Annotated in this window: 21 protein-coding genes; 4 read left to right on the top strand and 17 right to left on the bottom strand. The window is 66.9% G+C overall.

The window, feature by feature from the left end:
• Positions 1 to 94: 94 nt before the first annotated feature.
• Entirely contained in the window at positions 95 to 484 is a 390-nt protein-coding gene (locus ACXJKM_RS20790) for a response regulator (protein WP_457354869.1), read from the top strand.
• A 117-nt stretch (positions 485 to 601) separates the two neighbouring features.
• Here ACXJKM_RS20790 and ACXJKM_RS20785 read toward each other — a convergent pair whose 3' ends face one another.
• From ACXJKM_RS20785 to ACXJKM_RS20755, 7 genes are all read right to left on the bottom strand, one after another.
• Positions 602 to 1,039 (bottom strand): SWIB/MDM2 domain-containing protein, encoded by a 438-nt coding sequence (locus tag ACXJKM_RS20785; RefSeq protein WP_056191416.1) that lies wholly within the window; start codon positions 1,037 to 1,039, stop codon positions 602 to 604.
• 221 nt (positions 1,040 to 1,260) lie between these two features.
• Entirely contained in the window at positions 1,261 to 1,806 is a 546-nt protein-coding gene (locus ACXJKM_RS20780) for a cytochrome b/b6 domain-containing protein (protein WP_457354867.1), read from the bottom strand.
• Positions 1,807 to 1,812: 6 nt separating this feature from the next.
• Positions 1,813 to 2,097, bottom strand: a complete 285-nt coding sequence (locus ACXJKM_RS20775; protein ID WP_056191418.1) for a PepSY domain-containing protein — start codon at positions 2,095 to 2,097, stop codon at positions 1,813 to 1,815.
• A gap of 10 nt (positions 2,098 to 2,107) precedes the next feature.
• A complete protein-coding gene (locus tag ACXJKM_RS20770; RefSeq protein WP_056191420.1) occupies positions 2,108 to 3,226 on the bottom strand; it encodes an alpha-hydroxy acid oxidase in 1,119 nt (372 codons plus the stop codon).
• Entirely contained in the window at positions 3,223 to 3,918 is a 696-nt protein-coding gene (locus tag ACXJKM_RS20765) for a Fe2+-dependent dioxygenase (RefSeq protein WP_056191422.1), read from the bottom strand. The genes ACXJKM_RS20770 and ACXJKM_RS20765 overlap by 4 nt, the downstream gene beginning before the upstream one ends.
• Positions 3,919 to 3,946: 28 nt before the next feature.
• Positions 3,947 to 6,256, bottom strand: coding sequence for a TonB-dependent receptor (locus tag ACXJKM_RS20760; protein ID WP_056191423.1), 2,310 nt, complete (start codon positions 6,254 to 6,256; stop codon positions 3,947 to 3,949).
• Positions 6,257 to 6,353: 97 nt separating this feature from the next.
• Positions 6,354 to 7,034, bottom strand: a complete 681-nt coding sequence (locus ACXJKM_RS20755) for an energy transducer TonB (RefSeq protein ID WP_457354910.1) — start codon at positions 7,032 to 7,034, stop codon at positions 6,354 to 6,356.
• Positions 7,035 to 7,254: 220 nt separating this feature from the next.
• Here ACXJKM_RS20755 and ACXJKM_RS20750 point away from each other — a divergent pair, with 220 nt between their 5' ends.
• Positions 7,255 to 7,611, top strand: coding sequence for a phage holin family protein (locus tag ACXJKM_RS20750; RefSeq protein ID WP_235531772.1), 357 nt, complete (start codon positions 7,255 to 7,257; stop codon positions 7,609 to 7,611).
• 186 nt (positions 7,612 to 7,797) lie between these two features.
• On the opposite strand, the gene ACXJKM_RS20745 is transcribed toward ACXJKM_RS20750, so the two are convergent.
• Positions 7,798 to 8,427 (bottom strand): TetR/AcrR family transcriptional regulator, encoded by a 630-nt coding sequence (locus ACXJKM_RS20745; RefSeq protein ID WP_457354865.1) that lies wholly within the window; start codon positions 8,425 to 8,427, stop codon positions 7,798 to 7,800.
• Between the two features lie 69 nt (positions 8,428 to 8,496).
• On the opposite strand from ACXJKM_RS20745, the gene ACXJKM_RS20740 reads away from it, so the two are divergent.
• The gene (locus tag ACXJKM_RS20740) at positions 8,497 to 9,129 is read left to right on the top strand and encodes a glutathione binding-like protein (protein WP_457354863.1); all 633 of its coding nucleotides are present in this window, start codon (positions 8,497 to 8,499) and stop codon (positions 9,127 to 9,129) included.
• Here the strand turns inward: ACXJKM_RS20740 and ACXJKM_RS20735 are convergent.
• Entirely contained in the window at positions 9,126 to 10,718 is a 1,593-nt protein-coding gene (locus ACXJKM_RS20735) for a M48 family metalloprotease (RefSeq protein WP_457354861.1), read from the bottom strand. The two genes, ACXJKM_RS20740 and ACXJKM_RS20735, sit on opposite strands and share 4 nt — an antisense overlap.
• A 74-nt stretch (positions 10,719 to 10,792) precedes the next feature.
• On the opposite strand from ACXJKM_RS20735, the gene moaC reads away from it, so the two are divergent.
• Entirely contained in the window at positions 10,793 to 11,272 is a 480-nt protein-coding gene (moaC, locus tag ACXJKM_RS20730) for a cyclic pyranopterin monophosphate synthase MoaC (protein WP_457354859.1), read from the top strand.
• On the opposite strand, the gene ACXJKM_RS20725 is transcribed toward moaC, so the two are convergent.
• The 8 genes from ACXJKM_RS20725 to ACXJKM_RS20690 all read right to left on the bottom strand — a co-directional run bounded on the left by ACXJKM_RS20725 (position 11,263) and on the right by ACXJKM_RS20690 (position 20,065).
• Entirely contained in the window at positions 11,263 to 12,435 is a 1,173-nt protein-coding gene (locus ACXJKM_RS20725) for a glycosyltransferase family 2 protein (protein WP_056191437.1), read from the bottom strand. The genes moaC and ACXJKM_RS20725 overlap by 10 nt on opposite strands.
• Positions 12,432 to 13,565 (bottom strand): glycosyltransferase family 4 protein, encoded by a 1,134-nt coding sequence (locus ACXJKM_RS20720; RefSeq protein ID WP_457354857.1) that lies wholly within the window; start codon positions 13,563 to 13,565, stop codon positions 12,432 to 12,434. Before ACXJKM_RS20720 ends, ACXJKM_RS20725 begins: the two co-directional genes overlap by 4 nt.
• A complete protein-coding gene (locus tag ACXJKM_RS20715) occupies positions 13,565 to 13,972 on the bottom strand; it encodes a GtrA family protein (protein ID WP_056191441.1) in 408 nt (135 codons plus the stop codon). The genes ACXJKM_RS20720 and ACXJKM_RS20715 overlap by 1 nt, the downstream gene beginning before the upstream one ends.
• On the bottom strand, positions 13,965 to 14,597 hold the full coding sequence (locus ACXJKM_RS20710) for a class I SAM-dependent methyltransferase (protein ID WP_162247723.1): 633 nt from the start codon (positions 14,595 to 14,597) through the stop codon (positions 13,965 to 13,967). The genes ACXJKM_RS20715 and ACXJKM_RS20710 overlap by 8 nt, the downstream gene beginning before the upstream one ends.
• 97 nt (positions 14,598 to 14,694) lie before the next feature.
• A complete protein-coding gene (locus tag ACXJKM_RS20705; RefSeq protein ID WP_157281017.1) occupies positions 14,695 to 16,341 on the bottom strand; it encodes a hypothetical protein in 1,647 nt (548 codons plus the stop codon).
• 14 nt (positions 16,342 to 16,355) lie between these two features.
• A complete protein-coding gene (locus ACXJKM_RS20700; protein WP_056191446.1) occupies positions 16,356 to 18,062 on the bottom strand; it encodes a PglL family O-oligosaccharyltransferase in 1,707 nt (568 codons plus the stop codon).
• Between the two features lie 27 nt (positions 18,063 to 18,089).
• Entirely contained in the window at positions 18,090 to 19,658 is a 1,569-nt protein-coding gene (locus tag ACXJKM_RS20695; RefSeq protein WP_056191448.1) for an NAD(P)/FAD-dependent oxidoreductase, read from the bottom strand.
• A complete protein-coding gene (locus ACXJKM_RS20690; RefSeq protein WP_457354854.1) occupies positions 19,655 to 20,065 on the bottom strand; it encodes a GtrA family protein in 411 nt (136 codons plus the stop codon). Before ACXJKM_RS20690 ends, ACXJKM_RS20695 begins: the two co-directional genes overlap by 4 nt.

Here is a 20,065-nt window from a genome sequence, read left to right as displayed (position 1 = left end):
AAGGCTGAAAACGATTGCCCGTCATCGCTTGCTGGTCCGGCCCGCCATTGCTGCTATCGTGCCGACCGCCTCCCGCAGTCCCCCCGAACCCTCCATGCCCGATCGCGCCGCGCCGCTGGTGCTCTACGTCGAAGACGACCGCATCCACCTGATCCTGATGGAGGAGGTGTTCCGGCTGCTGCAGGGCTGGGAGCTGCGCATGGTCGAGACAGGCGCCGAGGCCCTGGCGGCCCTGGCCGAATGCCAGCCGGCGCTGGTGTTGGTCGACATGAACCTGCCCGACATGACCGGCCTGGAGTTGCGCGAACGCGTGGCCGCGGACGCCAGCCTGGCCACAGCTTTGAGCGCGCGCTGGGTTGCGCTCTCGGCCGACAACCCGGGTGCCCTCGTACGCGCCGCCCGCGCGGCGGGCTTCGACGACTACTGGCTCAAACCCATCGACGTGCCGATCCTTCAGGCCGGCTTGCACAAGCTGCTGGGCTAGGGTCGGCCCGCCGCTGTAATAGCAGTGAACCCGCTGTGCCACGGTCGGCTGATATGGACGAAAAAAAGCCCGGCAGAACCGGGCTTGTGTTGACGAGGCCGCTTGCGCGGCGCCGCTTCACTTCAGGTGGCTGTTGATCAGCTTGGTCATCTCGAACATGTCGGCCTTGGCCTTGCCGAAGATTTCCTTCAGCTTGGCGTCGGCGTTGATGACACGCTTCTGCAGCTCATCCTGCAGCTTGTTCTTCTTGATGTATTCCCAGACCTTCTTGGTCACATCGGTGCGCGGCAGGGGAGCTGCGCCGACGATGGCCGCAAGAGCGGCGCTGGGGGTGAGGGCCTTCATGAAGGCGGCGTTGGGCGTGCGCTTCTTGGCGGGTGCTGCGGCTTTTTTGGCCGGAGCTGCCTTCTTCGCAGGTGCCGCGGCTTTTTTGGCCGGAGCTGCCTTCTTTGCTGCAGGCGCCTTTGCGGGCGCTGCTGCCTTCTTCGCCGGTGCGGCCTTCTTAGCCGGTGCCGCCGCCTTCTTCGCGGGCGCGGCCTTCTTCGCAGTTGCCATGTCGATTCACTCCATCAAAGGTTGTTGATGTGCCGGGTCCGGGTGAAGGCCGCGTAAGCCTTCAATACTCTCTAGCACCCTGCGGCGGCGATGGTACTGCGCTCCCTAGGGGAAGAGAAGGCTTTCATAGAGGGGATGACCCGCAAAGGCCCATGAAATCGGGCCTTTGAGGCCCTGCTTGTCGCTAGGCCGCATCACTTGGGCCTTCACGGGCCTTGCAGTCAGGCGATGTCGTCGCTGCCGGGCGCGCGCTTCATGCCGCTGAACATGGCGCTGACGAGGTTCTCGCGATGCCGCCAACTCGTCAAAAGGACGCCGCCGAGATGGCCGATCACGAGGGTCGCGACGAGCCAGGCGAGCATCGCGTGCAGGTCCGACAGCCATTCGTAGCCCCACAGCCAGTCGGTCGTGTAGAGCCAGCCACTGAGCGTCAGCAAGGCGGCCGTGGACCACAGCGCCAGCACCATCCATCCGCCCAGCGGGTTATGGCCGACGTAGCGCCGCTCGCGCCCGGCGCGCATCGCGCGGGCATAGGCCAGCACCGTGCGCGGCCGGCGCACGAACTGGGCGAGGCGCGCATAGCCGTGGCCAACGAAGCCCCAGGCCAGCCGCAGCATCACGGCCGCGCCCGCGACATAGCCGGCAGTGTGGTGCCAGGCGTCGAAGTGGCTGGGCGGCCAGTGCCCGCTGATCCACGCGGTCGCGACGGCGGCCGCCAGCGTCCAGTGCAGCAGGCGCACAAGGCCGTCCCAGACGCGCACGCGCATGCTGATCTACTTCTTCTCGGCGGGCTGCTCGCCTTCCGGATAGACGCGCTCGAAGGTCTTGGGATTGAAGAAGGCCTCGGCCTTCTTGCCGGCGCCATCGAAGCCGTAAACCTCGTAGCAGCCGTTGTAGTTCTGGACCTTGCGGACCTTCCAGCCTTCGCCTTCGAGTTTTTTCTGGAGTTCCATCTGCGGCTTCTTCTCTTCCTTGGGCACGGCGGGGCAGGAGACGTTGCCGTGAGCGAAGGCGGCGGAGGCGGTGAAAGCGAGGAGAAGGGAGGCGAGGAATTTCATGGTGAGCCTTTCAACGGGAGTTGCCTGGCCAGAGCAGCGCCGGGCCGGCGTCGGCGAGAGTCTTGCAGCCGGAGAGCGCCATGGCGATCTCGAGTTCGTCGCGCAGCAGGCGCAGCGCATGCGCCACGCCCAGCGCACCGCTGGCGGCGAGGGCATGAACGTAGGGGCGGCCGAGCAGCACGGCGTTGGCACCCAGGGCCATGGCCTTGAGCACATCGGTGCCGCGGCGGATGCCGCCGTCGACGAGCAGCGGCACGTCGGGCCCGAGGGCGGCCCGCAGCGGTGGCAGCAGTTCGGCGGTGGGCGGCAGCGTGTCCAGCGTGCGGCCGCCGTGGTTGGAGACGATGAAGCCGGTCACGCCGCGGGCCAGGGCTTCACGCGCATCGTCGGTGTGCGTGACGCCCTTGAGCAGCAGCGGCAGCCGGCTCTCGGCGCGCAGCCAGTCGATCTCACGCCAGGTGGCGGCGCGCGGCATCAGGCCGTCGAAGAGCGCGCTCTGGCCGGGCTGCAGGTTCAGCGGCTTCTTGACGCCGCCGAGGTTCACCGCGCGGATGTCATCGGGCAGCTTGAAGCCGATGCGGCGCTCACGGTCGCGCGCGCCGTGCACGGGTGCATCAACGGTGAGCACCAGGGCCTGGTAGCCGGTGGCTTCGATGCGCTGGAGCAGCGCACGCATGAAGTCGCGGTCGTCACGCCAGTAGAGCTGGAACCACAGCGGGCCGGCACTCGGGTCGGCCAGCATCGGTGCGGCGACCTCTTCCATCGTCATGCTGGCCTGGGCGCTGAGGATGAGGCCGGCCTGCTGGGCGGCGGCGGCGTGGGCGATGGCCAGCTCGCCGTCGGCATGAAAAAGGCGCTGGTAGGCGATGGGCGCCAGCAGGATGGGGTGGCGCAGCTCGCGGCCGAGCAGCGTCACGCGCGTGTGGCCGCCGGAGAGGTCGCGCAGCACGCGGGGCTGCAGCTTGATGGCGTCCCAGGCCGCGCGGTTGGCGCGCAGCGTGATCTCGTCGGCCGCGCCGCCGTTCAGATAGGCCCAGGCCTTGGCATCGACGCGGGTCTGGGCGTGCGATTCGAAATCTGCCAGGTTGGCGAGGCCGTCCGGCAACGACTCGATGCGAGGCGCAGTCACGTGTCGGCCCACATCCGCAAGAGGTTGTGATACGTGCCGGTGAGCTGCACCAGTTCGGGCGTTTCGCCCAGCTCGCCGCGCAGCTTCATCAGGCTCATGTCCATCTCATAGAGCAGGCGGCGCTGTTCGTCGCCACGCACCATGCTCTCGATCCAGAAGAAGCTGGCCAGCCGCTCGCCGCGCGTGACGGGCTCGACGCGGTGCACGCTGCTGCCGGGATAGACGACGAGGTCGCCTTCGGCGAGCTTGACGCGCTGCTCGCCGAAGGCGTGTTCGATGACGAGCTCACCACCGTCGTAGTCGGCCGGTGCGCTGAGGAACAGGGTGCAGGAGATGTCGGTGCGCACGCGCTGCACCCCACCGGGCAGATAGCGCACGGCCTGGTCGACATGGCTGCCGTAAGCATTGCTGGCACCGGCATAGCGGTTGAACAGCGGCGGCAGCACGCGCTTCGGGAGCGTGGCGGAGAAGAACACCGGGTGCTTCTCCAGCGCCTGCAACACCAGCGTCTGCAGCTCGCGGTGCTGTTCGCGATCTTTCTCGCTCAGGGGCTGCAGCTGTTCGTTGTTCTTGACCTGCGCGGCCTGGCGGCCGGCAGTGCTGCGGCCATCGGCCCACGGAGCGATGGCCAGCAGTTCGCGGGCCCGGGCCACGCCGGCAGCGTCGAGGATCTGGGGGATCTTCAGCAGCATGGCGTGGCGCGGGCCTTTTGGGAGGAGGTTAGAACTTGTAGGTGCCCGTCAGCGCGACGACGCGGCCCTTGCCCGGGATGTAGTGGCCCGTGTAGAGGGTGTCGGCGTAGCGCTTGTTGGTCACATTGTCGACGTTGAGGCGGAACAGCAGCGCGTCCTCGACGACGGTGTATTCGGCCATCAGGTTGCCGATGATGAACTTGGGCGCGTAGAAGCCGGGGTTGCGGTTGGGCTGCTGGCCGCTGCGAGCGTTGAAGCCGCCGCCAACGCGCCATTGCGGCGTGATCTTGTAGGTCGTCCACAAGCTGCCGGAGTAGCGCGGCGTCAGCGACGGGCGCGTGCCCTCGCCTTCCGCGCCTTCGGCACCGACGTCGATGATGGCCGTCGGCATCCAGGTGAAGGTGCCGAAGACTTCCCATTCCGGCGTGATGCGGCCGGTGATGTCGACGTCGATGCCCTGGGCGTGGCGCTTGCCGGACAGCACGACCAGATTGCTCAGCGGGTCGGTATTGCGCTCGTGCAGCTTGGTGGCGCGGAAGATGCCGAAACGCGTCGTCAGCCTGCCGTCGGCGCTGTCGTACTGGCCGCCCAGCTCGATGTTCACCGACTTCTCGGGCGGGATGTTGGCGTTGGTGGCGCTCAGCGAGTAGGTGTCGCCCGAGGTGTTGAAGGACGTCGCGCCCATCAGGTGGAAGGACAGCTGGGCATTCGGCTGGAACAGCACGGCGGCGCGCTTGCTCCACTCCGATACGTTCATCCGGTAGCTGTCGGTCGTTGAGCGAGCGATCTTGTCGTAGCCCGGCGTGCCGGTGGCGTTGTAGCTGTAGTTGAAGTTGTCGTAGTCGCCCTTGAGCTTGTCGTAGCGCAGGCCGGCGAGCAGCTTCCAGTGCGGCGTGAGTGACACCATGTCCTGCACGTAGGCGCCGGCAGAGCGGGAGGTGTACTCGCTCGCCTTCAGAGGTTGGCGGCGCGACTCGTCGATGCCGGCACCATCGTCGGGCGTGCCGGCCAGCGTGCTGGGCTTGGTGAGGCCCAGCGCCGCGTAGAAGGCCGCACGCTGAGCTGCCGTCAAGCCGGGGCTGTCGTTGTAGACCTGCTTCTTCTCCTGGGCGAAGTCCACGCCGGTCATGACATGGTGCTCCATGCCGGCGGCCTTGAACCTGGCGCTCAGGTCGCTCTGCACGGTGATGGTCTGCAGATCCTGGATCTTCAGCTGGGTGCCGCGGGCCAGCACGGTGTTGGGGCCGAAGGTCGCCAGTGACGCGGCAATGCCGCCCGGCTGCAGGGCTGCAGCCGCGAAGCGCACCGTGCCGGCGCGCTGGTCACGCGTGTAGGACGCATAGCGGGCCTTGGTGACCAGCTCGACGTTGGGGCTGAAGCGGTGCGTGTGCGAGCCCATCACGTAGTTGGCCGTGCCCTTGTTGCGGTCGCTGGCCAGCCCGAAGTAGGCGGTTGGTGCCAGCGGCAGCAGCGTCGTGGCGCTGCTCGGAGCGGTCGGCGTGGGCTTGATCCACGGCATGCCGTAGTTCATGCCGTTGTTGTTGTCCAGGGCGTACAGCGTGAGGGCGAACTCGTCGTCTTCGCCAATGCCCGTGCGCACCGAGCCGGCCAGCCCGGCCTTGTTGATCATGTTGCCCGAGCCGTCGTTGTCGGCGCGGTTGACCATGGTGCCGATGCGCCAGGCCGTCGTCTCGCCGCTGCGCTTGTTGAAGTCGCCGGTGACGCGCAGGCCGCCGTGGCTGTAGGCGCCGACGTTGATCTCGTTCTGGTCGGCCAGCACAGCCTGCTTGGTGACCTGGTTGACCGCGCCGCCGCTGGAGCCGCGGCCGAACATCAGCGCACCGGAGCCGCGCAGCAGCTCGACCTTGTCGAGGAAGAAGGTGTCGCGGTCGTAGAAGGCCGGGTCGCGCATGCCGTCGATGAAGATGTCACCGGTGCTCTGCAGCGAGATGCCGTGGATCTTGATGTCTTCCTCGCCGCCTTCGGCCGCCTGGAAGGTGATGCCGGCGGTGTTCTTCAGCACTTCCTTGACGTTGTCGAGGTTGCGGTCGTCGATGAGCTTCTCGGTGACGATGGTCAGGGACTGCGGGATGTCGCGGATGTCCTGCTTGCCCTTGCCGATGCGCGTCTCGGTGGCCTGGTAGCCGTCCTTGCCTTGCGGCTCGGCAGTGGCTTTGGCGCGCACGGTGGGCAGCACGCTTTCTTCCTTGGCGGGCGCTTTCTGTGTGGGCGCGGTCTGGGCCAGGGTGGCCGTGGCCAGGCCGAAGCCGGCGGCCAGCGCGCCCAGGGGTAGCAGCGCCTGCGTCTTCGACTTGTTCGATTTGTTCTTGCGGGACATGGATTTCTCCGAGGGATCGTGTTGAATGGGCATGGCTTTGCCCACGGCGGCGCAAGGCGCCGCCCACGGCATGGCTACTCAGGGAAAGGAGGTGGGGTCAGCGGTCGACTTCGTAGGACATCGGCGCGATGACCTCCCACTCGACGGGCTGCCCGTTCTCGGTGTATGGCACGAAGCGGGCACTGCGCATGTCCTGCAGCGCCTGCTCGTCCAGGCGGGCGAAGCCCGAGGACTTCGCCAGGGTGATCTCACGCGGCTGGCCGCGCACGTCGACGATGACGCGCAGGTGCACGACGCCGGACTCGTGCAGCCGCTTGGACATCAGCGGCACCGTCATGCGCGGCTCCTTCAGATAGCGCACCGCACTGGCGGGGATCTGCTTGATCTGGGGGGCCGGTGGGGGTGTGATTGGAATGACGGGCGTTGGCGCCGTCTGCACCGGAATGACCGCCGGCGGCGGTGGCGGCAGGGCCGCGACTACAGGAGAGGGTGCGGGTGCGGCGGCGACGGCGATCAACGGCGGGTCCACCATCGTCAGCGCCGGCGCCTTCAGCTCCGGCATCGCGACTGGGGGCGGTGGCAATGGCTTGGGCGGTTCGGCCGGTGCCACCAGGCGCACGACGACGGGTGCCAGGCGTGCCACCGTGCGGTGCACATCCTGCACCTGGCTCAGGCCCCACAGCCCCAGCAGATGCAGCGCCGCGATGCCCACCAGCAACAGGCGCCGGCTGCGCGACGGGCGCCCCATCTCGGCAAAGCTGAGCCGCGGTTCCGGCACTCGCAACGGCAGCACCACCGCCGGTCGCGATGGGACGRCGACCGGCGCGGGAAGGGCCGAATTGGAGGCAACAAAGGCGAGGGCGGGCTTCACGAGCGAGACAGGACCGTGTTCGATGAAAAAATCTTAACACGAATGCGAACGATTCCTATTTGATGCGGCGTCGCGATGCTGCAGTCATGCGACACCGCTCTGGCGGTGGCCCGATATGCTCGCGGCCATGACCAAGATCCTCGTTCGTTGGCTGCTGCTCGCTGGCGCCCTGCTGCTGGTGGCTCACCTCTACCCCGGCGTCATCGTCAAGAGCTTCACGTCTGCATTGATTGCGGCCTTCGTACTGGGCTTGCTGAACACGCTGCTGCGGCCCATCCTCGTGCTGTTGACGCTGCCGGTGACGGTGCTCAGCCTGGGCCTCTTCCTCTTCATCATCAACGCGCTGATGTTCTGGATGGCCGCCACGGTGCTGGATGGCCTGGCCGTGACGGGCTTTGCCGCCGCGCTGATCGGCTCGCTGATCTACAGCCTGTGCGGCATGGTCATCGACGTCGTCGTCGAGCGCGTCTTCCCTGGCGACTGAGACGGGGCCCCTCGCCCAGCCTCTCCTTGCTGAACGCCGGCGAGTCCAGTCGGTCCCCCCAGGGGACGGCGATACTTGCCGGATTGACCGGCAAGCACATCGCCCTAGGCGGGCTGGCTCGGGAGCGGCCCAGCGCTCGGCCCGCAAATTCCGGGTGCCGCAAACGCGAAATGGATCACTGACGCGTCAGCGGCAGACGAAGTCCAGGCTCGCGGCCGCGAAGGCGGCCAGTTCCTCGCGCGCATCGCCAGCGCGGGCGCGCAGTGCCATCGAATGCAGCACCGCCGATGCGAGCTGGGCGCGCATCGCGACATCGGTGCCGCGCGGCAGCTCGCCCTCGTTGACTGCCCGCTGCAGCCGCGCCTCGAAAGCGGTGTTGAAACCGCGCAGCGAATCGCCGAGCTGCTGGCGAATGGCTTCGTCCCGCGGCGCCTCGGTGGCCGCCGTGCCAATCAGCAGGCAACCCCGCGCGGCCTCGTCGGGCGGGTAGTAGAGCTGCAGCGCCAACTCGTAGACGCGCAGCAGGCCATCGCGTAGCGAACGGTCCGCCAACGCCGCGGCGATGGCGGCATTGGATTGCTCGGTATACAGGCGCAGCGCCAGCAGATAGAGGGCGTGCTTGTCCCCGAAGGCGCCATACAGGCTGGGCCGGTTCAGGCCCGTGGCATGGCTCAGGTCATCCAACGACGTCGCTGCATAGCCGCGCTGCCAGAACGCCAGCGTGGCCTGCGCGAGCGTGGCCTCGGTGTCGAAGCTGCGTGGCCGCCCGCGAGGGCGCGGGGGTGGCTTGGCCTCATCTTCAGATTTTTGTACCACGGCGCATGAAATTCATTGACGACAATGAATTCTATTCAATACAGTACAAAAACACTGTTGGAGATCTTGATGGAGCTGTTCTTTTCCCCCATGGCCTGTTCGCTGGCGAGCCGCACCGTGCTGTACGAAGTGGGTGCCGATGCGCGCTTCACGCAGGTGGACGGCAAGGCCAAGCGCACACTGGACGGGCGCGACTACTGGCAGGTCAACCCGATGGGTCAGGTGCCGGCGCTGCGCACCCCCGAGGGCTGGCTGTTGAACGAGAACGCCGCGGTGCTGCAATATCTGGCCGAGGCCTTCCCGGCGGCCGGCCTGCTGCCCGCCGAAGCCGATGCGCGCGCCCGTGTGCGGCAATGGCTGGGCTTCATCGGCACCGAACTGCACAAGGCCGTCTTCGTGCCGCTGCTCGATCCCAAGGCCGGCGCCGACGTGAAGGCCTATTCGATGGAAAAGGCGGCGCTGCGCCTGGGCGTCCTGCAAGCGCATCTGCAGCAGCACGAATACCTGGAGGGCAGCTATGGCATCGCCGACATCTACCTCGCCGTCGTATTGAACTGGGCGCCCTATGCCGGCGTGGACTTGGGCGGATGGCCCGCGGTCAAGGCCTATCACCGCCGCATCGGCCAGCGCGAGGCGGTGGCACGGGCGCTGCGCGAGGAGTTCGCGCTGTACCAGGAAGAGCAGCGTTTGCAGGCCGCTTAATTTGGCAGTTCGACGTCCGGCGGGATGTAGCGGCCGCGGTACATCTCGCCCAGGAGCGACTGGCGCTCATAGACCAGGGCGCGCAGCCGGGCGTCGATGACGGAGGCTTCGACCTGGTCGGCATCCGGCCCGCGTGACTGGCGCAGGCCTGAGCGCATGCGGTCGATGGCACCGTTCAAGTCGCCGGCGGCGGCATGCACCTCGGCCTGGGCCCGCACGGCCCGCAGCGGCTGGCCCAGCTTCTGCCAGATCAGTGCGAGCTGGGCCCAGGCCAGGGAGTCCCGCGGCTCCAGGCTGACATGGGTCTGCAGTGCATCCGCGGCCTCGCGCAGGGCTGGCGACCCCGGGCCGGCCGCCAGCGCCAGGCCCACGCGCTGCATCAGCATGGGGCGGGATTTCTCGCCTGACAGCGTGTCCAGCGCGGCGGTGCCCTCCATCGGGCGGCCGCGGGCCTGCGCGAGCTCGGCACGCAGATAGGTCAGTTGCCGCCTGGCGGCCACCGTCTCGGCGGGGCTGGGGTTGACGAGCTGCAACGTCACCTCCGCACTGCGCAGCGTGGCCTCTGCGCGGTCGAAGTTGCGCAGCTTGATGGACGCCAGCGCCGCGGCATAGCGCGCCCCGAGCTGTTCGTAGCCGCCGCTCTCGCGGATGTTGCGGGCGCCGGCGTCGTAGTTCTCCAGTACCTTCCAGGCCTCGACGCGGGGGTCCATCAGCACACGCGAACGCGCTGCCATCAGCGCATGCTCGGCGAGGCCCCGCGGGCGCGCGAACGGTTCGAGGGCCAGGCGCGTGCGTGCGTCGCCGATGCGCTCACTCGTCAGCGGATGGGAGCGCAGGTAGGGGAAGGCGCCGTTGTCCATCAGGTGATAAGCCTGCTCCATGCGCTCGAACATGCTGACCATGCCGCTGCCCGCGAAACCGGCCTCGACGAGCACGTTGAAGCCGACGCGGTCGGCCTCGCGCTCCATGTCGCGCGAGAAGTTCAGCGACAACTGCGTGGCCGCCGCCTGGCCGCCGACGATGCCGGCATTGGCCAGGTCGATGTTGCCGCGCGACGCGGCCAGCACGCCCAGCAGCAGGCCCGCGATGGCGACCATGCTGTTCTTGGAGTCACCGGCAATGCGTCGCGCGATGTGGCGCTGCGTCACGTGCGAGATCTCGTGCGCCAGCACCGAGGCCAGCTCGTCGCGTGACACCGTCATCGCGATGAGCCCCAGGTGGGTACCAACGAAGCCGCCCGGCAGCGCAAAGGCGTTGACGCTCTTGTCCTCGACGAGGAAGCTTTCCCAGGCGAAGCGGGTCTGGATGTCTTCGCCGATATGGCCGAGTTTGCGCGACGCGGCCACCAGCGGTTCGAAGATGCCGGCCATGTACTCCTGCAGGATGGGGTCCTGCACGCACGCGGGGTCGATGCGGATCATGCGCATGTAGCGCTCGCCGAGCTGCCGCTCGGCCACGACATCGAGATCCTGCGAGACCGAGTCACCCAGGGCGGGCAGGTTGACCTGGGCCCGGATCGGGCTGGTGGTGATGAGGCAGGCGGCCGCAAGCAGGGTCAGCAGGGCGCGGGAGGCGGGTGACTTCTTCATCGAACAGAGACTCCGGCCGGCGGGAGCCGGCTGTCTATGATGCCTGCAACTCGGTTTCCTGAATGTTTCTTGGTATGTCGACCCCGCTGACTCACTTCGACGCCCAGGGCCAGGCGCACATGGTCGATGTGTCGGCCAAGGCCGAGACCCACCGTGTCGCCGTTGCGGCCGGCGAGATCCGCATGCAGCCGACGACCTTTGCATTGATCGCCAGCGGCACGGCCAAGAAGGGCGATGTGCTGGGCGTGGCACGCATCGCGGCGATCCAGGGCGCAAAGCGCTGCGCCGACCTTGTGCCACTGTGTCACCCGCTGCCGATCACTCGCGTTGCGGTGGACTTCGATCTGGACGAAGCCGGCGGCCGCGTGCTGTGCCGCGCCCAGGTCGAGACGCTGGGCCGCACCGGCGTCGAGATGGAGGCGCTGTGCGCCGTGCAGGTCGGCCTGCTGACCATCTACGACATGTGCAAGGCCGCGGACCGCGGCATGGTCATCGGCAACGTGCGGGTGCTGCAGAAGCAGGGCGGCAAGAGCGGCGACTGGGCTCAGCCTTGACTCGGGCGCTGCGGCGCCATGCGGATGAACTCGAACATGAAGGCGCTCATCGCTATCTGGCCGGCGGCGAGAATGAAAGTGGCGCCGGGGATGACGGCGCGCATCAGCTGCGCCGGGTTGGCAGCTCCGAAGCGCGATTGGTGCCACCACAGCCAAACGCTCGCGCACGCAAACCCGAGCCCGACGAGAAATAGCGCCAGTGCCAGCAGCAGGGCGGACTCCAGCTGAACTCGATGAACCCAGCCGAGGCCCTTTGGCAACTGGGGCAATACGCCTATGCGCACTGCATGCAATGAGCAGGTCCCGGCAAACAGCAGCATTTGCAGGCCGAGGCACGCAAATGCCGCTGCATACAGCATGCTGTGCACATCCAGGGTTGCGAAGCCAAGTGGCACCGGGCCGATGCCAAGTGCGACGCTTGCCGCAGTACCCAGCAGGAATAGCGCGAGGCCGGGGTACATGAAGAGCCACGCCGGCGCGTGCAGTAGCAGAAAACGCAGATGGCGCCAGCCATCGCGCCAACTTCGCAGGTGAGGCGGCCGATCGCGGCCGTCGGGGGAGAGCGTTGTCGGCACTTCGGCAATGTGCAGTCCGTGCAATGTTGCCTTGACGACCATCTCGCTGGCGAATTCCATTCCGGGCGACTGCAATCCGAGGCGCAACATCGCAATGCGGTCGAAGCCGCGCAGGCCGCAGTGGAAATCGCGCACCGGGCTTCTGAAGAAGAGGCGCCCGATGAAGCTGAGCACCGGGTTGCCAAGGTAGCGGTGCAGCCTGGGCATGGCGCCTGGCGCGATGCCACCAGAAAAGCGGTTGCCCATGACCAGCTGCTGACCACTGCGCAGCGCGGCGACGAAGGCGTCCAGGCGCGAGAAGTCGTAGCTGCAGTCTGAGTCGCCCATGATGACAAAGCGCCCTTGCGCGGCTGCGATGCCGCTCTGCAGCGCCGCGCCATAGCCGCGCTCAGGCACGGCCACGACCCGCGCACCCTCGGCCTCGGCCAACTCGCGACTGCCGTCGCTGGAGCCGTTGTCTGCCACCACGACCTCACCCTGAATGCCACTTGCCGCGAGGAAGGCGCGCGCCTGTCGTACGCATTGGCCCACGGTCAGCGCCTCGTTCAGGCAAGGCATGAGGATGGTCAGTTCGAGGGGAGCGCTCATGAAGACGTCGTGGGTTTCGCAGCGGGCCGGGCGAGGCCGTGATACAGGTCGACATAGCGCTGCACGGTGGTGTCCCAATCCCACTGGCGCGACAGCTCGACCGCCGCAACGCGGGCCTTCCTCAGGCGCTCGGGCTGCGCCAGCAGTTGGCTCAGGCGCTCGCGCAATGCGCGCTCCGGCGCGCCGTTGCGCAGCTCAACGTGGAAGACGCAGCCTTCATCCACGCCGGGAAAAGCCTCAAACACTTCGGTGCTGACGAGGACCGGCGTTCCGCTGGCCAGCGCCTCCTGTACGACCAGTGGGAAGCCTTCGCCGGTGCTCGGCAACACCAGCAGGTCGGCTTCACGCAACTGTTGGGCCACTTGGCCGGCATTCAGGCGGCCGGTCAGCTGTACTCGGGGGCCGCCTTGCGGCGCCAGTGGGCCATCGCCGACAAAGGTCCACGAGGCGCCTGGCAGATCGAGGCATTGTCGCAACAAGGGCAGGCCCTTTTTCTCGACGAAGCGGCCAACGAACAGCATGCGCAGCGGCCCTTCCGACGCGGCCAGGCGAGGGTAGAAGAGGGCATGGTCCACGCCGTTTGGAATCAAGCGTGGTGCGCGACGAAAGTGTACGAAGCGCTCAAAGTGGTGCTGCACCGGCAGTCCAACGAACACGACTTGCGCCACCCTGCGCAACACGAAGGCGCCAAGGCTGCGGTTCAGCAGCGTCAGCAGGCCGCGCGCAAAGCGCGAGCGGTAGGGAATCGAGCCGATATGCTGGGTCAACACGACGGGCCTGCGTCGCAGCGCCGCGAACAGCATCGCGGCCAGCGTCGGCAGGTAGAGAAAGTCGTGCACGTGCACGACATCATGTTGGCCGACGCGCCGCCACAGCCGCCCGAAACTGGCGGCCCCCCAAATGGGGAAGGGTAGGCCAAGACGCCGCCCGAGCGGGTCCCATGCCGGCTCGCAATCCAATGTCGCACCCGGCCACCTGTCGGGCCATTCCTCGCGCGGGCCACCGGCCATCCAGTGCACTTCGACACCAGCGTTGGGCAGCCTGGTCGCGAGTGCGCCGGCCACTATCTCGATACCACCGCCATGCGCGGGAAAAAACGCGCTGATCTGCAATACGCGCAAGGCACTCATCAGCGTCTGGCCTGCAACTCAGCGCGGAATACCCAGCGCGATTGGACAAGAAATGAAAACAGCCAAAGGACAGCAGTCGCGGCGACCATGGCCAGTGTCGGATTCAGATCGAGCCATTCGACGCCGATCGCCAGCAGCACCAGACCCGCACAAAACTGCAGGAACTGCTGGCCGAGAAACCGGCCGAACTCGGCCCAACCGGCACGATTGGCCACGCTGAAGGTGTAGCGGCGGTGCAGGAAGTAGCTGATCGGAATCGTGGTGAAGCAAGTCAGCCACGCCGCCGCGAGGTATTGCCAGTGCAACACGGCAGTGCCGATGTGAACGAGGCCAATGCTGAGAAGCGCGCAGCCCGCTCCGACGACTGCGTGACGGCCGAGCTTGGGGTGCAGCCTGAGCTCAGTCATGCTGGCGGGCCCATAGCCCGAGAAACTGCAGCGAGTTTGTCGACGCCAGCACGCCGCGGTGGCAGGCCATTGGGTGAGACCAGTGCCGGCGCACGAAGCCTTGGGACTCTATCCAGTCCACCCAGGCCCAGCGCTGCTGATAGTGCTGCGGAGAGGGGATGCCGAACCGGCGGTTGCCCAACTCGTCGAGTACGGCCAGCACGACCCGACCCAGCGGCCCGTTGTGGTTGTGGTCCTTGATGAGCAGGTAGCGCCGCGTGCAACGCATCATCTCGGCCAGCGCGGCAAGCGGATCCGGGCAGTGATGCAACACGTCGATGGCGTAGCAGAGATCGAAGCTGCGATCGTCGAATGGCAGCCTGCCGCCGTCGTAGAGCATTGGCTTCACCCAGCTGGAGATGCGCTCGACCACGTCGATCGGCGTCACCTGCTCGATGGCGGTCAGCTGTGGCAGGTTCGCAGCGAAGAAGCCGTCGCCCGCCCCGAAGTCGAGCGCCTGGTTCACCGGTGAAGAATCCTTGAGTGCTGCGGTGATGCCGTCCAGGATGCTGCGGCGGTATGCGCTGGTGCTGAGCCGGTCAATCAGACCTCTCGCGTTAGAAGGATGCGTGGAGTTGGAAGTCATGAATGGCGTCCTCAGCATGGCGCACCACCTGCGCTGGGTTCATGTGGCAAAGCGTCGGATTGAGACAGATTGAAGTCGTCATTCGGCCCTGAACAGGCTAGGGCGCGTTAGCGCCCGAAAGCCGGCCTGCCGGCAGGCGCCAGGCCGAGCCGCGAGAGTCTTGCATCACTTCGACTGCGTCGGGGAAATGTCGTGCCATCAGCGTGCGATCTGCACGCTCGCCCCGGCTGATCAGCGTCAGGCGCGGCGCGGGGCTGTCGGCGTTCTGCACCAGGTCGCCGCGGTATCGGCCCGTCGTCTGTGAAACAAACACCACCCAGTCGCCGGGACCTTCGGGCGCGATGCGAAAGGACAGCGCCCGGTCGATGCTGGCTTGGGTCTGCCACAGGAAGACCGGCATCGCCAAAAGGCCGGCAGCGAGCGTGGCCGTCCCCCATTGCCGGGCCCAGCCCTGCGCGCCGAGTAGCCATAGGCCGGCCGCAACGGGCAGCGCACCCCAGACCGGATGCATGTAGCGAAAGCCCCAGCCGTGGCCCTGATCGAAGCGCACGAACAGATAGAAGGCGAAGGTCAGCACGAAGGCAACGAGTAGCAGGCGCTCCGCGAGCGGGCGTGCCCGTGGCATCAGTGGCAGCAACAGCAGGCCCGGACTGGCCCAGATCCACATCTTCCAGATGGCCTGCCAACGTGCTGTTAGCAGCGTCGAATCGGGCCAGACGAGGACGCGGCCGAAAACTTCCAGCAGCCCGTGGGGCGCTGCGGCGTGTGTCACGATGTCGCCGAAGCCTGACTTCAGCAGCCACCAACCCAGGCCCAGGCCTACCCCCAGCGGCAAATAGCCCACCAGTACCCCTAGCAGCCGCGTCCAGCGGCTGCGGTCCATAGCCAGCCAGACAAGACAGGGTGCAGCCATCAAGGCATGCGGCACGGGGTTGTGCATGACCAGGCACAAACCGCCAACGAACCCTGCGGCGAAGGCGGCGCGACGTCGTGGCTGCAACAACAACCACAGGAAAAGCAGATTCAGCGCCAGCTCGCCCGGCATCGCATACCAGGACATCGCGTTCACGACGAACTGTGGCGAGGCCAAGGCTGTCAACATTGCCCAGCCACCGGCTCGTGCATCACCGGCTGCATCACGGGCGAGATGGTGCAGCAGCAGCAGGGTCAATGCGCCGAAGGCGGGATTCAGGCACCAGCCGAGGTCAAGTGCCACCAGCGGCGTCAACAGCAAAGCCAAACCAGGCCAGTAGACCGATGTGGCAGCGCCGCTGGCGTGGTCGACGAGAACGAAGGAACCCTGGAACTCCAGCGGCACGATGGCATCAAGCAGCGCTGGTGGGTAGTGCAGCGCACCCTGTCCTTTGGCCAGCGCGTGGGCCTGCATCCAGGGCACGTACTCGTCCATCGACAGCGGATGGGCTCGATAGACCAACTGGGCGCCCAAGGCCAGACCAAGAAAACACAGCAGCGAGGTCCGCACCGGGCGTTCACTCATCCACGCCGCCAAACGCGATGCCATCTCGCGCAGCGGCTGCGAGGCCAGCGCCACCGCCAGTGCAGCGAGCATCGCCAGTGACTGCCAGACGTCATTGAAGGCAAACAGCCGCTCGTAGATGGGATAGCTCTCGAACGGCATGCCCTCCATGCGCGACAGCCGGGTAATGACCGGTGCGGCACATGCCAGCGTCAATGTCGCGACAACCAAGCAACGGATGGCGCGATCGCCTGACGCAAAGGTCACGGGCCCCTTGTCTCTCAACGCAGTGTCCGCCAATCGATGACGGCTGAAGCCGGCAGGCATTGCGACATGGCGGGTGCCGAGGCCGTGTTCTCGCAGGCGGCGAACCAGTTGTCCCCGGTCGGGTTGCGGAACTCACGCAGGCGGTCGGCAAGGAAGCGCGCGCCTTGCACGTCGCCGGTCTTTTCCAGCGACTGCGACCAGTGCATCAGCAGTCGTGCGTCAATGAGGTTGAAGGCCGTGCGGCGTGCAGCCTCCAGCGCGAACGGCCCGGGGGGTTGGCTGGTGGCGGCCGCGTAGTCCGCCTGGTGGCTGAAGAACAGCGAGCGCTGGCCATCGGCGATGCGAGCGCCCAGCGGCATGGCATCCTCGCTGGGCATGTAGATGGCGACGACGCGCTGGTAGTCCCACACCGCGAAGGCGCTGCCGGCGATCAGCAGGCCGCCGATCATCCGCCAGGGCGTGGCGCCCGCCGGCTTGGCCGGCGCTTCGGCAGGGAGAGCGAGGCCAAGTGCAAAGCAGGCCGGCAGCAGGAAATAGGCGTACCAGAGCGGGTACTCGACCAGGCTGTGCAAGGCGATGGTCAGCACGATCATCAGTGCCATGCGGCGCAGCGGCGTGTCTTCTGCCTTCTCGGAGGGGCTGCGCCACGCCTTCCACAGCGCCCAGGCCAGCAGCAGCAGCACCGCGCCGGCCCAGGGCAGGCCCAGCTCGACGGCGAGCTGCGACGCGATGTTGTGCGTGTGGTCGAAGAAGGCGATGGGGCGGTCCGGGAATGGCGTCAGGCTCCATGCGAAGTTGAACTCCCCCCAGCCAACACCCAGCAGCGGGTTGGCCGTTGTCAGCGCCCAGGCGTCGCGCAGGATGGCCAGCCGCGACGGCGAGCCGGCACCCTCCGACAGCCGCGAAGCGGCGCGGAAGGCATGGCCGCTTTCGGCCGACCACAACGACATGCCCCACCAGCTGACGCCCAGCATCAACGGCGTGGCCAGCAGACACAGCCTTGCGCTGCGCGAAAGGCTGCGATCCACCACGCCCCATAAGGCCAGCAGCGCGATGCCGACATAGCCGGTGCGAGAGGCGCTGAGCACGATGGTGAAGACAAAGGCAAACAGCAGTGGCGCCAGCGCCGGCCGCCAGCCGCGCTTTTCCGTGATGAAGACGGCAGCGATGGACGACCACATCATCAGGCTGGCCAGGTGGTTGGGCTGGCGCAGATTGCCTACCGCGCTGCCCACCACGCCTGAACGAGCGATGAAGTTGCCGTCGGCGCCCGCCGGGAGGAAGACCTGCACGATGCAGACTGCGACCGTCAACAGACCCGTGATCAGCAGTCCCCAGCAGAAGGCTTCGGCGGCGAGTTGGCGGGACTGGGTCGACAGCCCTTGCGCCACCAGCAGTACGGCCAGGCCGGCACCGATGATGGCCGTGGCGCCCAGGCCCAGCGACAGCGGCAGGGCACGCCACACGACGGAGCTCATCGGCGCGGCCAGCAGCAGCGCCAGCGCCATGGCAGCGGGGCTTTTCAGCCCGGCGCGCCAGCCTGGCGTGGCAGGAGCCCACAGCACCAGGACCAGACCCCAGCCGGCAAGCGCCAGCAACTGGTTGTAAAGCGTGGCTGCGGGCGTCTGGTTGAAGGCCAGCAGCGGTGGCAGGGCGGCGGCGAGAACGAGGCCGAGTGGCGTGGCGGGGGCCTCAGCGAAGGGGGTGCTCTGGGACGACATGGGCGCGGATGATGGCATGGGCCAGCCTCAGTTCTTCGTCGGCGCTTCCTCGTGATAGTCGTCGTCGATGTTGACGGCCCAGATCGCATCGCGGCAGGCGCCGCCGTTGAGGATGGCCTGCGCGGCCAGGCGCGCGGACAGCATGGAGTGGTCCTGGTTGTTGTAGCGGTGCATGCCGTTGCGGCCGCACAGGTAGAGGTTGTCCAGCCCGTCCAGCCAGCCACGCAGTTCATCGAAGCGCTGGAAGGCGGCGCCGAAATAGCCTGGATAGGCCTTCGGCTGGCGCAGCACGGTGGCGTCCAGCAGTTCGGCCTCGTCGGCCAGGCCCAGTAGCTGCATCTCGCGCACGGCCAGCGCCTTGAGGGCCTCCTCGCTCATGGCCCACAGCGAATCGTCATCGCGGGCGAAGAACTCCAGGCCGAGCCAGACGGTTTCCGGGTCGGCCACCATATAGGGGCTCCAGTTGTTGAAGACCTGCACGCGGCCGACCTTGACGCCAGGCTCTTGGATATAGATCCAGTTGTCGCTCACATGGCGTGCCTTGCCTGCTACCTTGGGGCTCATGCGGCGGTAGAGCAAGCCGACGGTGATGAAGTCGCGGTACTCGAGGCCAGAAGCGATGGCCAGGGCCGGCGCATCGGGCGCAGGGCGCAGGGCCTGGGCGAGTTCGCGGATGGGCATGGTCGAGACGACCGCACTGGCGTCGAAGCTTTGATGTTCGCCGGCTGCGTCGCGGGCGACGACACGCTCGACCTTGCTGTCCTGGCGGTGAATCTCGTCGACCGTCCAGCCGCGCAGCAGCCGGCCACCGCAGCGCTCGAACTCGGCCGCAGCCGTTTCCCACATCTGGCCGGGGCCGTACTTGGGGTAGAGGAAGCTCTCGATCAGCGAGGTGTGCTGGGTGTCGGTGGTGCCGGTGACGATCTTCTTGAGCGCCTGCTTGGCGGCGCTGCCGATGGACAGGCTCTTGATGCGCTGTGCACCCCAGTCGGCGCTGATGTCGCGGCAGGGCACGCCCCAGACCTTCTCGGTGTAGTCCTTGAAGAACTGCAGATAGAGCTGACGCCCGAAGCGGTTGATGAAGAAGTCTTCCAGCGTCTTTTCAGGCCGGATCGGGCGGGCTGCGGCGGCCATGTAGCTGCCGGCGAACTGCAGGCAGCGCGCCAGGCCCATGTTGCGCACCAGCCCCATGCCGGGCTTGAGCGGGTAGTCGAAGAACTTGCCGCCGAAATAGATGCGCGACTGGCGGCTGCGGATCAGCATCACCGTTTCGTCCGCTTCGCTAGCCGTGGCCTGGTGGCTGCCCAGCAGGCGCTGCTGGCCCTGGTAGGCCAGCAGTGCATCGCCGCCGTTTTCAGGCCTGGCCACCGGCAGCACGTCGCGCCACCAATCCATCACCCAGTCGGACTTGGAGAAGAAGCGGTGCCCGCCGATGTCGATGCGGTTGCCCTTGTAGTTGACCGTCTTGGAAATTCCGCCGATGGCGTCGGTGGCTTCGAGGATGGTGACCTGGGGGTAGCCAGCGCGCAGCAGCTCCAGGCCTGCGGTGAGGCCCGCGGGGCCGGCGCCGATGATGAGGGTGCGAGGCTGTGTCATTGCGGCGCGCTGAATGCCGCACCGCGGGCCGTGAACAACAATGCCTTGCGCGTTACGAAGTTGAACAAGAAGACGACGCAAGCCGTGGCGAGCTTCGCCGGCAACGGAAAAAGTCCGAGCCGCTGGACCAGGAACCACAGCAGCACTTCGGTCAGCAGCAGGCCTGCCATGCCGATCATTGCAAACAACCAGAACTCGTTGCTGCGGTTGCTAAGGCGATGCTGGGTAAATGCATGCCGTGTACTGAGGGTGTAGACCAACATGAGGCCCAGACTGAACCCCAGGCACGCGGAGATGGGCACATTGATGCCCGCGTGCAAGCTCAATGTGAACACCGAGGTGTCCAGCACCAGCGCCGCAGCACTGGCCACTGAATAGATCAGAAGCTCTCGCAATGTCGGGGGCAT

This window comes from Roseateles sp. P5_D6, from assembly GCF_054049415.1.
Note: the sequence above shows the minus strand (reverse complement) of the source record. Positions and strands in the feature narration are given on the sequence as shown.

What these genes read in the sequence shown, in the direction of transcription:
- ACXJKM_RS20790 (WP_457354869.1), top strand. Translation starts at nt 95, where the DNA reads ATGCCCGATCGCGCCGCGCCGCTGGTGCTCTACGTCGAAGACGACCGC.
- ACXJKM_RS20785 (WP_056191416.1), bottom strand. Translation starts at nt 1,039, where the DNA reads ATGGCAACTGCGAAGAAGGCCGCGCCCGCGAAGAAGGCGGCGGCACCG.
- ACXJKM_RS20780 (WP_457354867.1), bottom strand. Translation starts at nt 1,806, where the DNA reads ATGCGCGTGCGCGTCTGGGACGGCCTTGTGCGCCTGCTGCACTGGACG.
- ACXJKM_RS20775 (WP_056191418.1), bottom strand. Translation starts at nt 2,097, where the DNA reads ATGAAATTCCTCGCCTCCCTTCTCCTCGCTTTCACCGCCTCCGCCGCC.
- ACXJKM_RS20765 (WP_056191422.1), bottom strand. Translation starts at nt 3,918, where the DNA reads ATGCTGCTGAAGATCCCCCAGATCCTCGACGCTGCCGGCGTGGCCCGG.
- ACXJKM_RS20760 (WP_056191423.1), bottom strand. Translation starts at nt 6,256, where the DNA reads ATGTCCCGCAAGAACAAATCGAACAAGTCGAAGACGCAGGCGCTGCTA.
- ACXJKM_RS20750 (WP_235531772.1), top strand. Translation starts at nt 7,255, where the DNA reads ATGACCAAGATCCTCGTTCGTTGGCTGCTGCTCGCTGGCGCCCTGCTG.
- ACXJKM_RS20740 (WP_457354863.1), top strand. Translation starts at nt 8,497, where the DNA reads ATGGAGCTGTTCTTTTCCCCCATGGCCTGTTCGCTGGCGAGCCGCACC.
- ACXJKM_RS20735 (WP_457354861.1), bottom strand. Translation starts at nt 10,718, where the DNA reads ATGAAGAAGTCACCCGCCTCCCGCGCCCTGCTGACCCTGCTTGCGGCC.
- moaC (WP_457354859.1), top strand. Translation starts at nt 10,793, where the DNA reads ATGTCGACCCCGCTGACTCACTTCGACGCCCAGGGCCAGGCGCACATG.
- ACXJKM_RS20725 (WP_056191437.1), bottom strand. Translation starts at nt 12,435, where the DNA reads ATGAGCGCTCCCCTCGAACTGACCATCCTCATGCCTTGCCTGAACGAG.
- ACXJKM_RS20720 (WP_457354857.1), bottom strand. Translation starts at nt 13,565, where the DNA reads ATGAGTGCCTTGCGCGTATTGCAGATCAGCGCGTTTTTTCCCGCGCAT.
- ACXJKM_RS20715 (WP_056191441.1), bottom strand. Translation starts at nt 13,972, where the DNA reads ATGACTGAGCTCAGGCTGCACCCCAAGCTCGGCCGTCACGCAGTCGTC.
- ACXJKM_RS20710 (WP_162247723.1), bottom strand. Translation starts at nt 14,597, where the DNA reads ATGACTTCCAACTCCACGCATCCTTCTAACGCGAGAGGTCTGATTGAC.
- ACXJKM_RS20700 (WP_056191446.1), bottom strand. Translation starts at nt 18,062, where the DNA reads ATGTCGTCCCAGAGCACCCCCTTCGCTGAGGCCCCCGCCACGCCACTC.
- ACXJKM_RS20695 (WP_056191448.1), bottom strand. Translation starts at nt 19,658, where the DNA reads ATGACACAGCCTCGCACCCTCATCATCGGCGCCGGCCCCGCGGGCCTC.
- ACXJKM_RS20690 (WP_457354854.1), bottom strand. Translation starts at nt 20,065, where the DNA reads ATGCCCCCGACATTGCGAGAGCTTCTGATCTATTCAGTGGCCAGTGCT.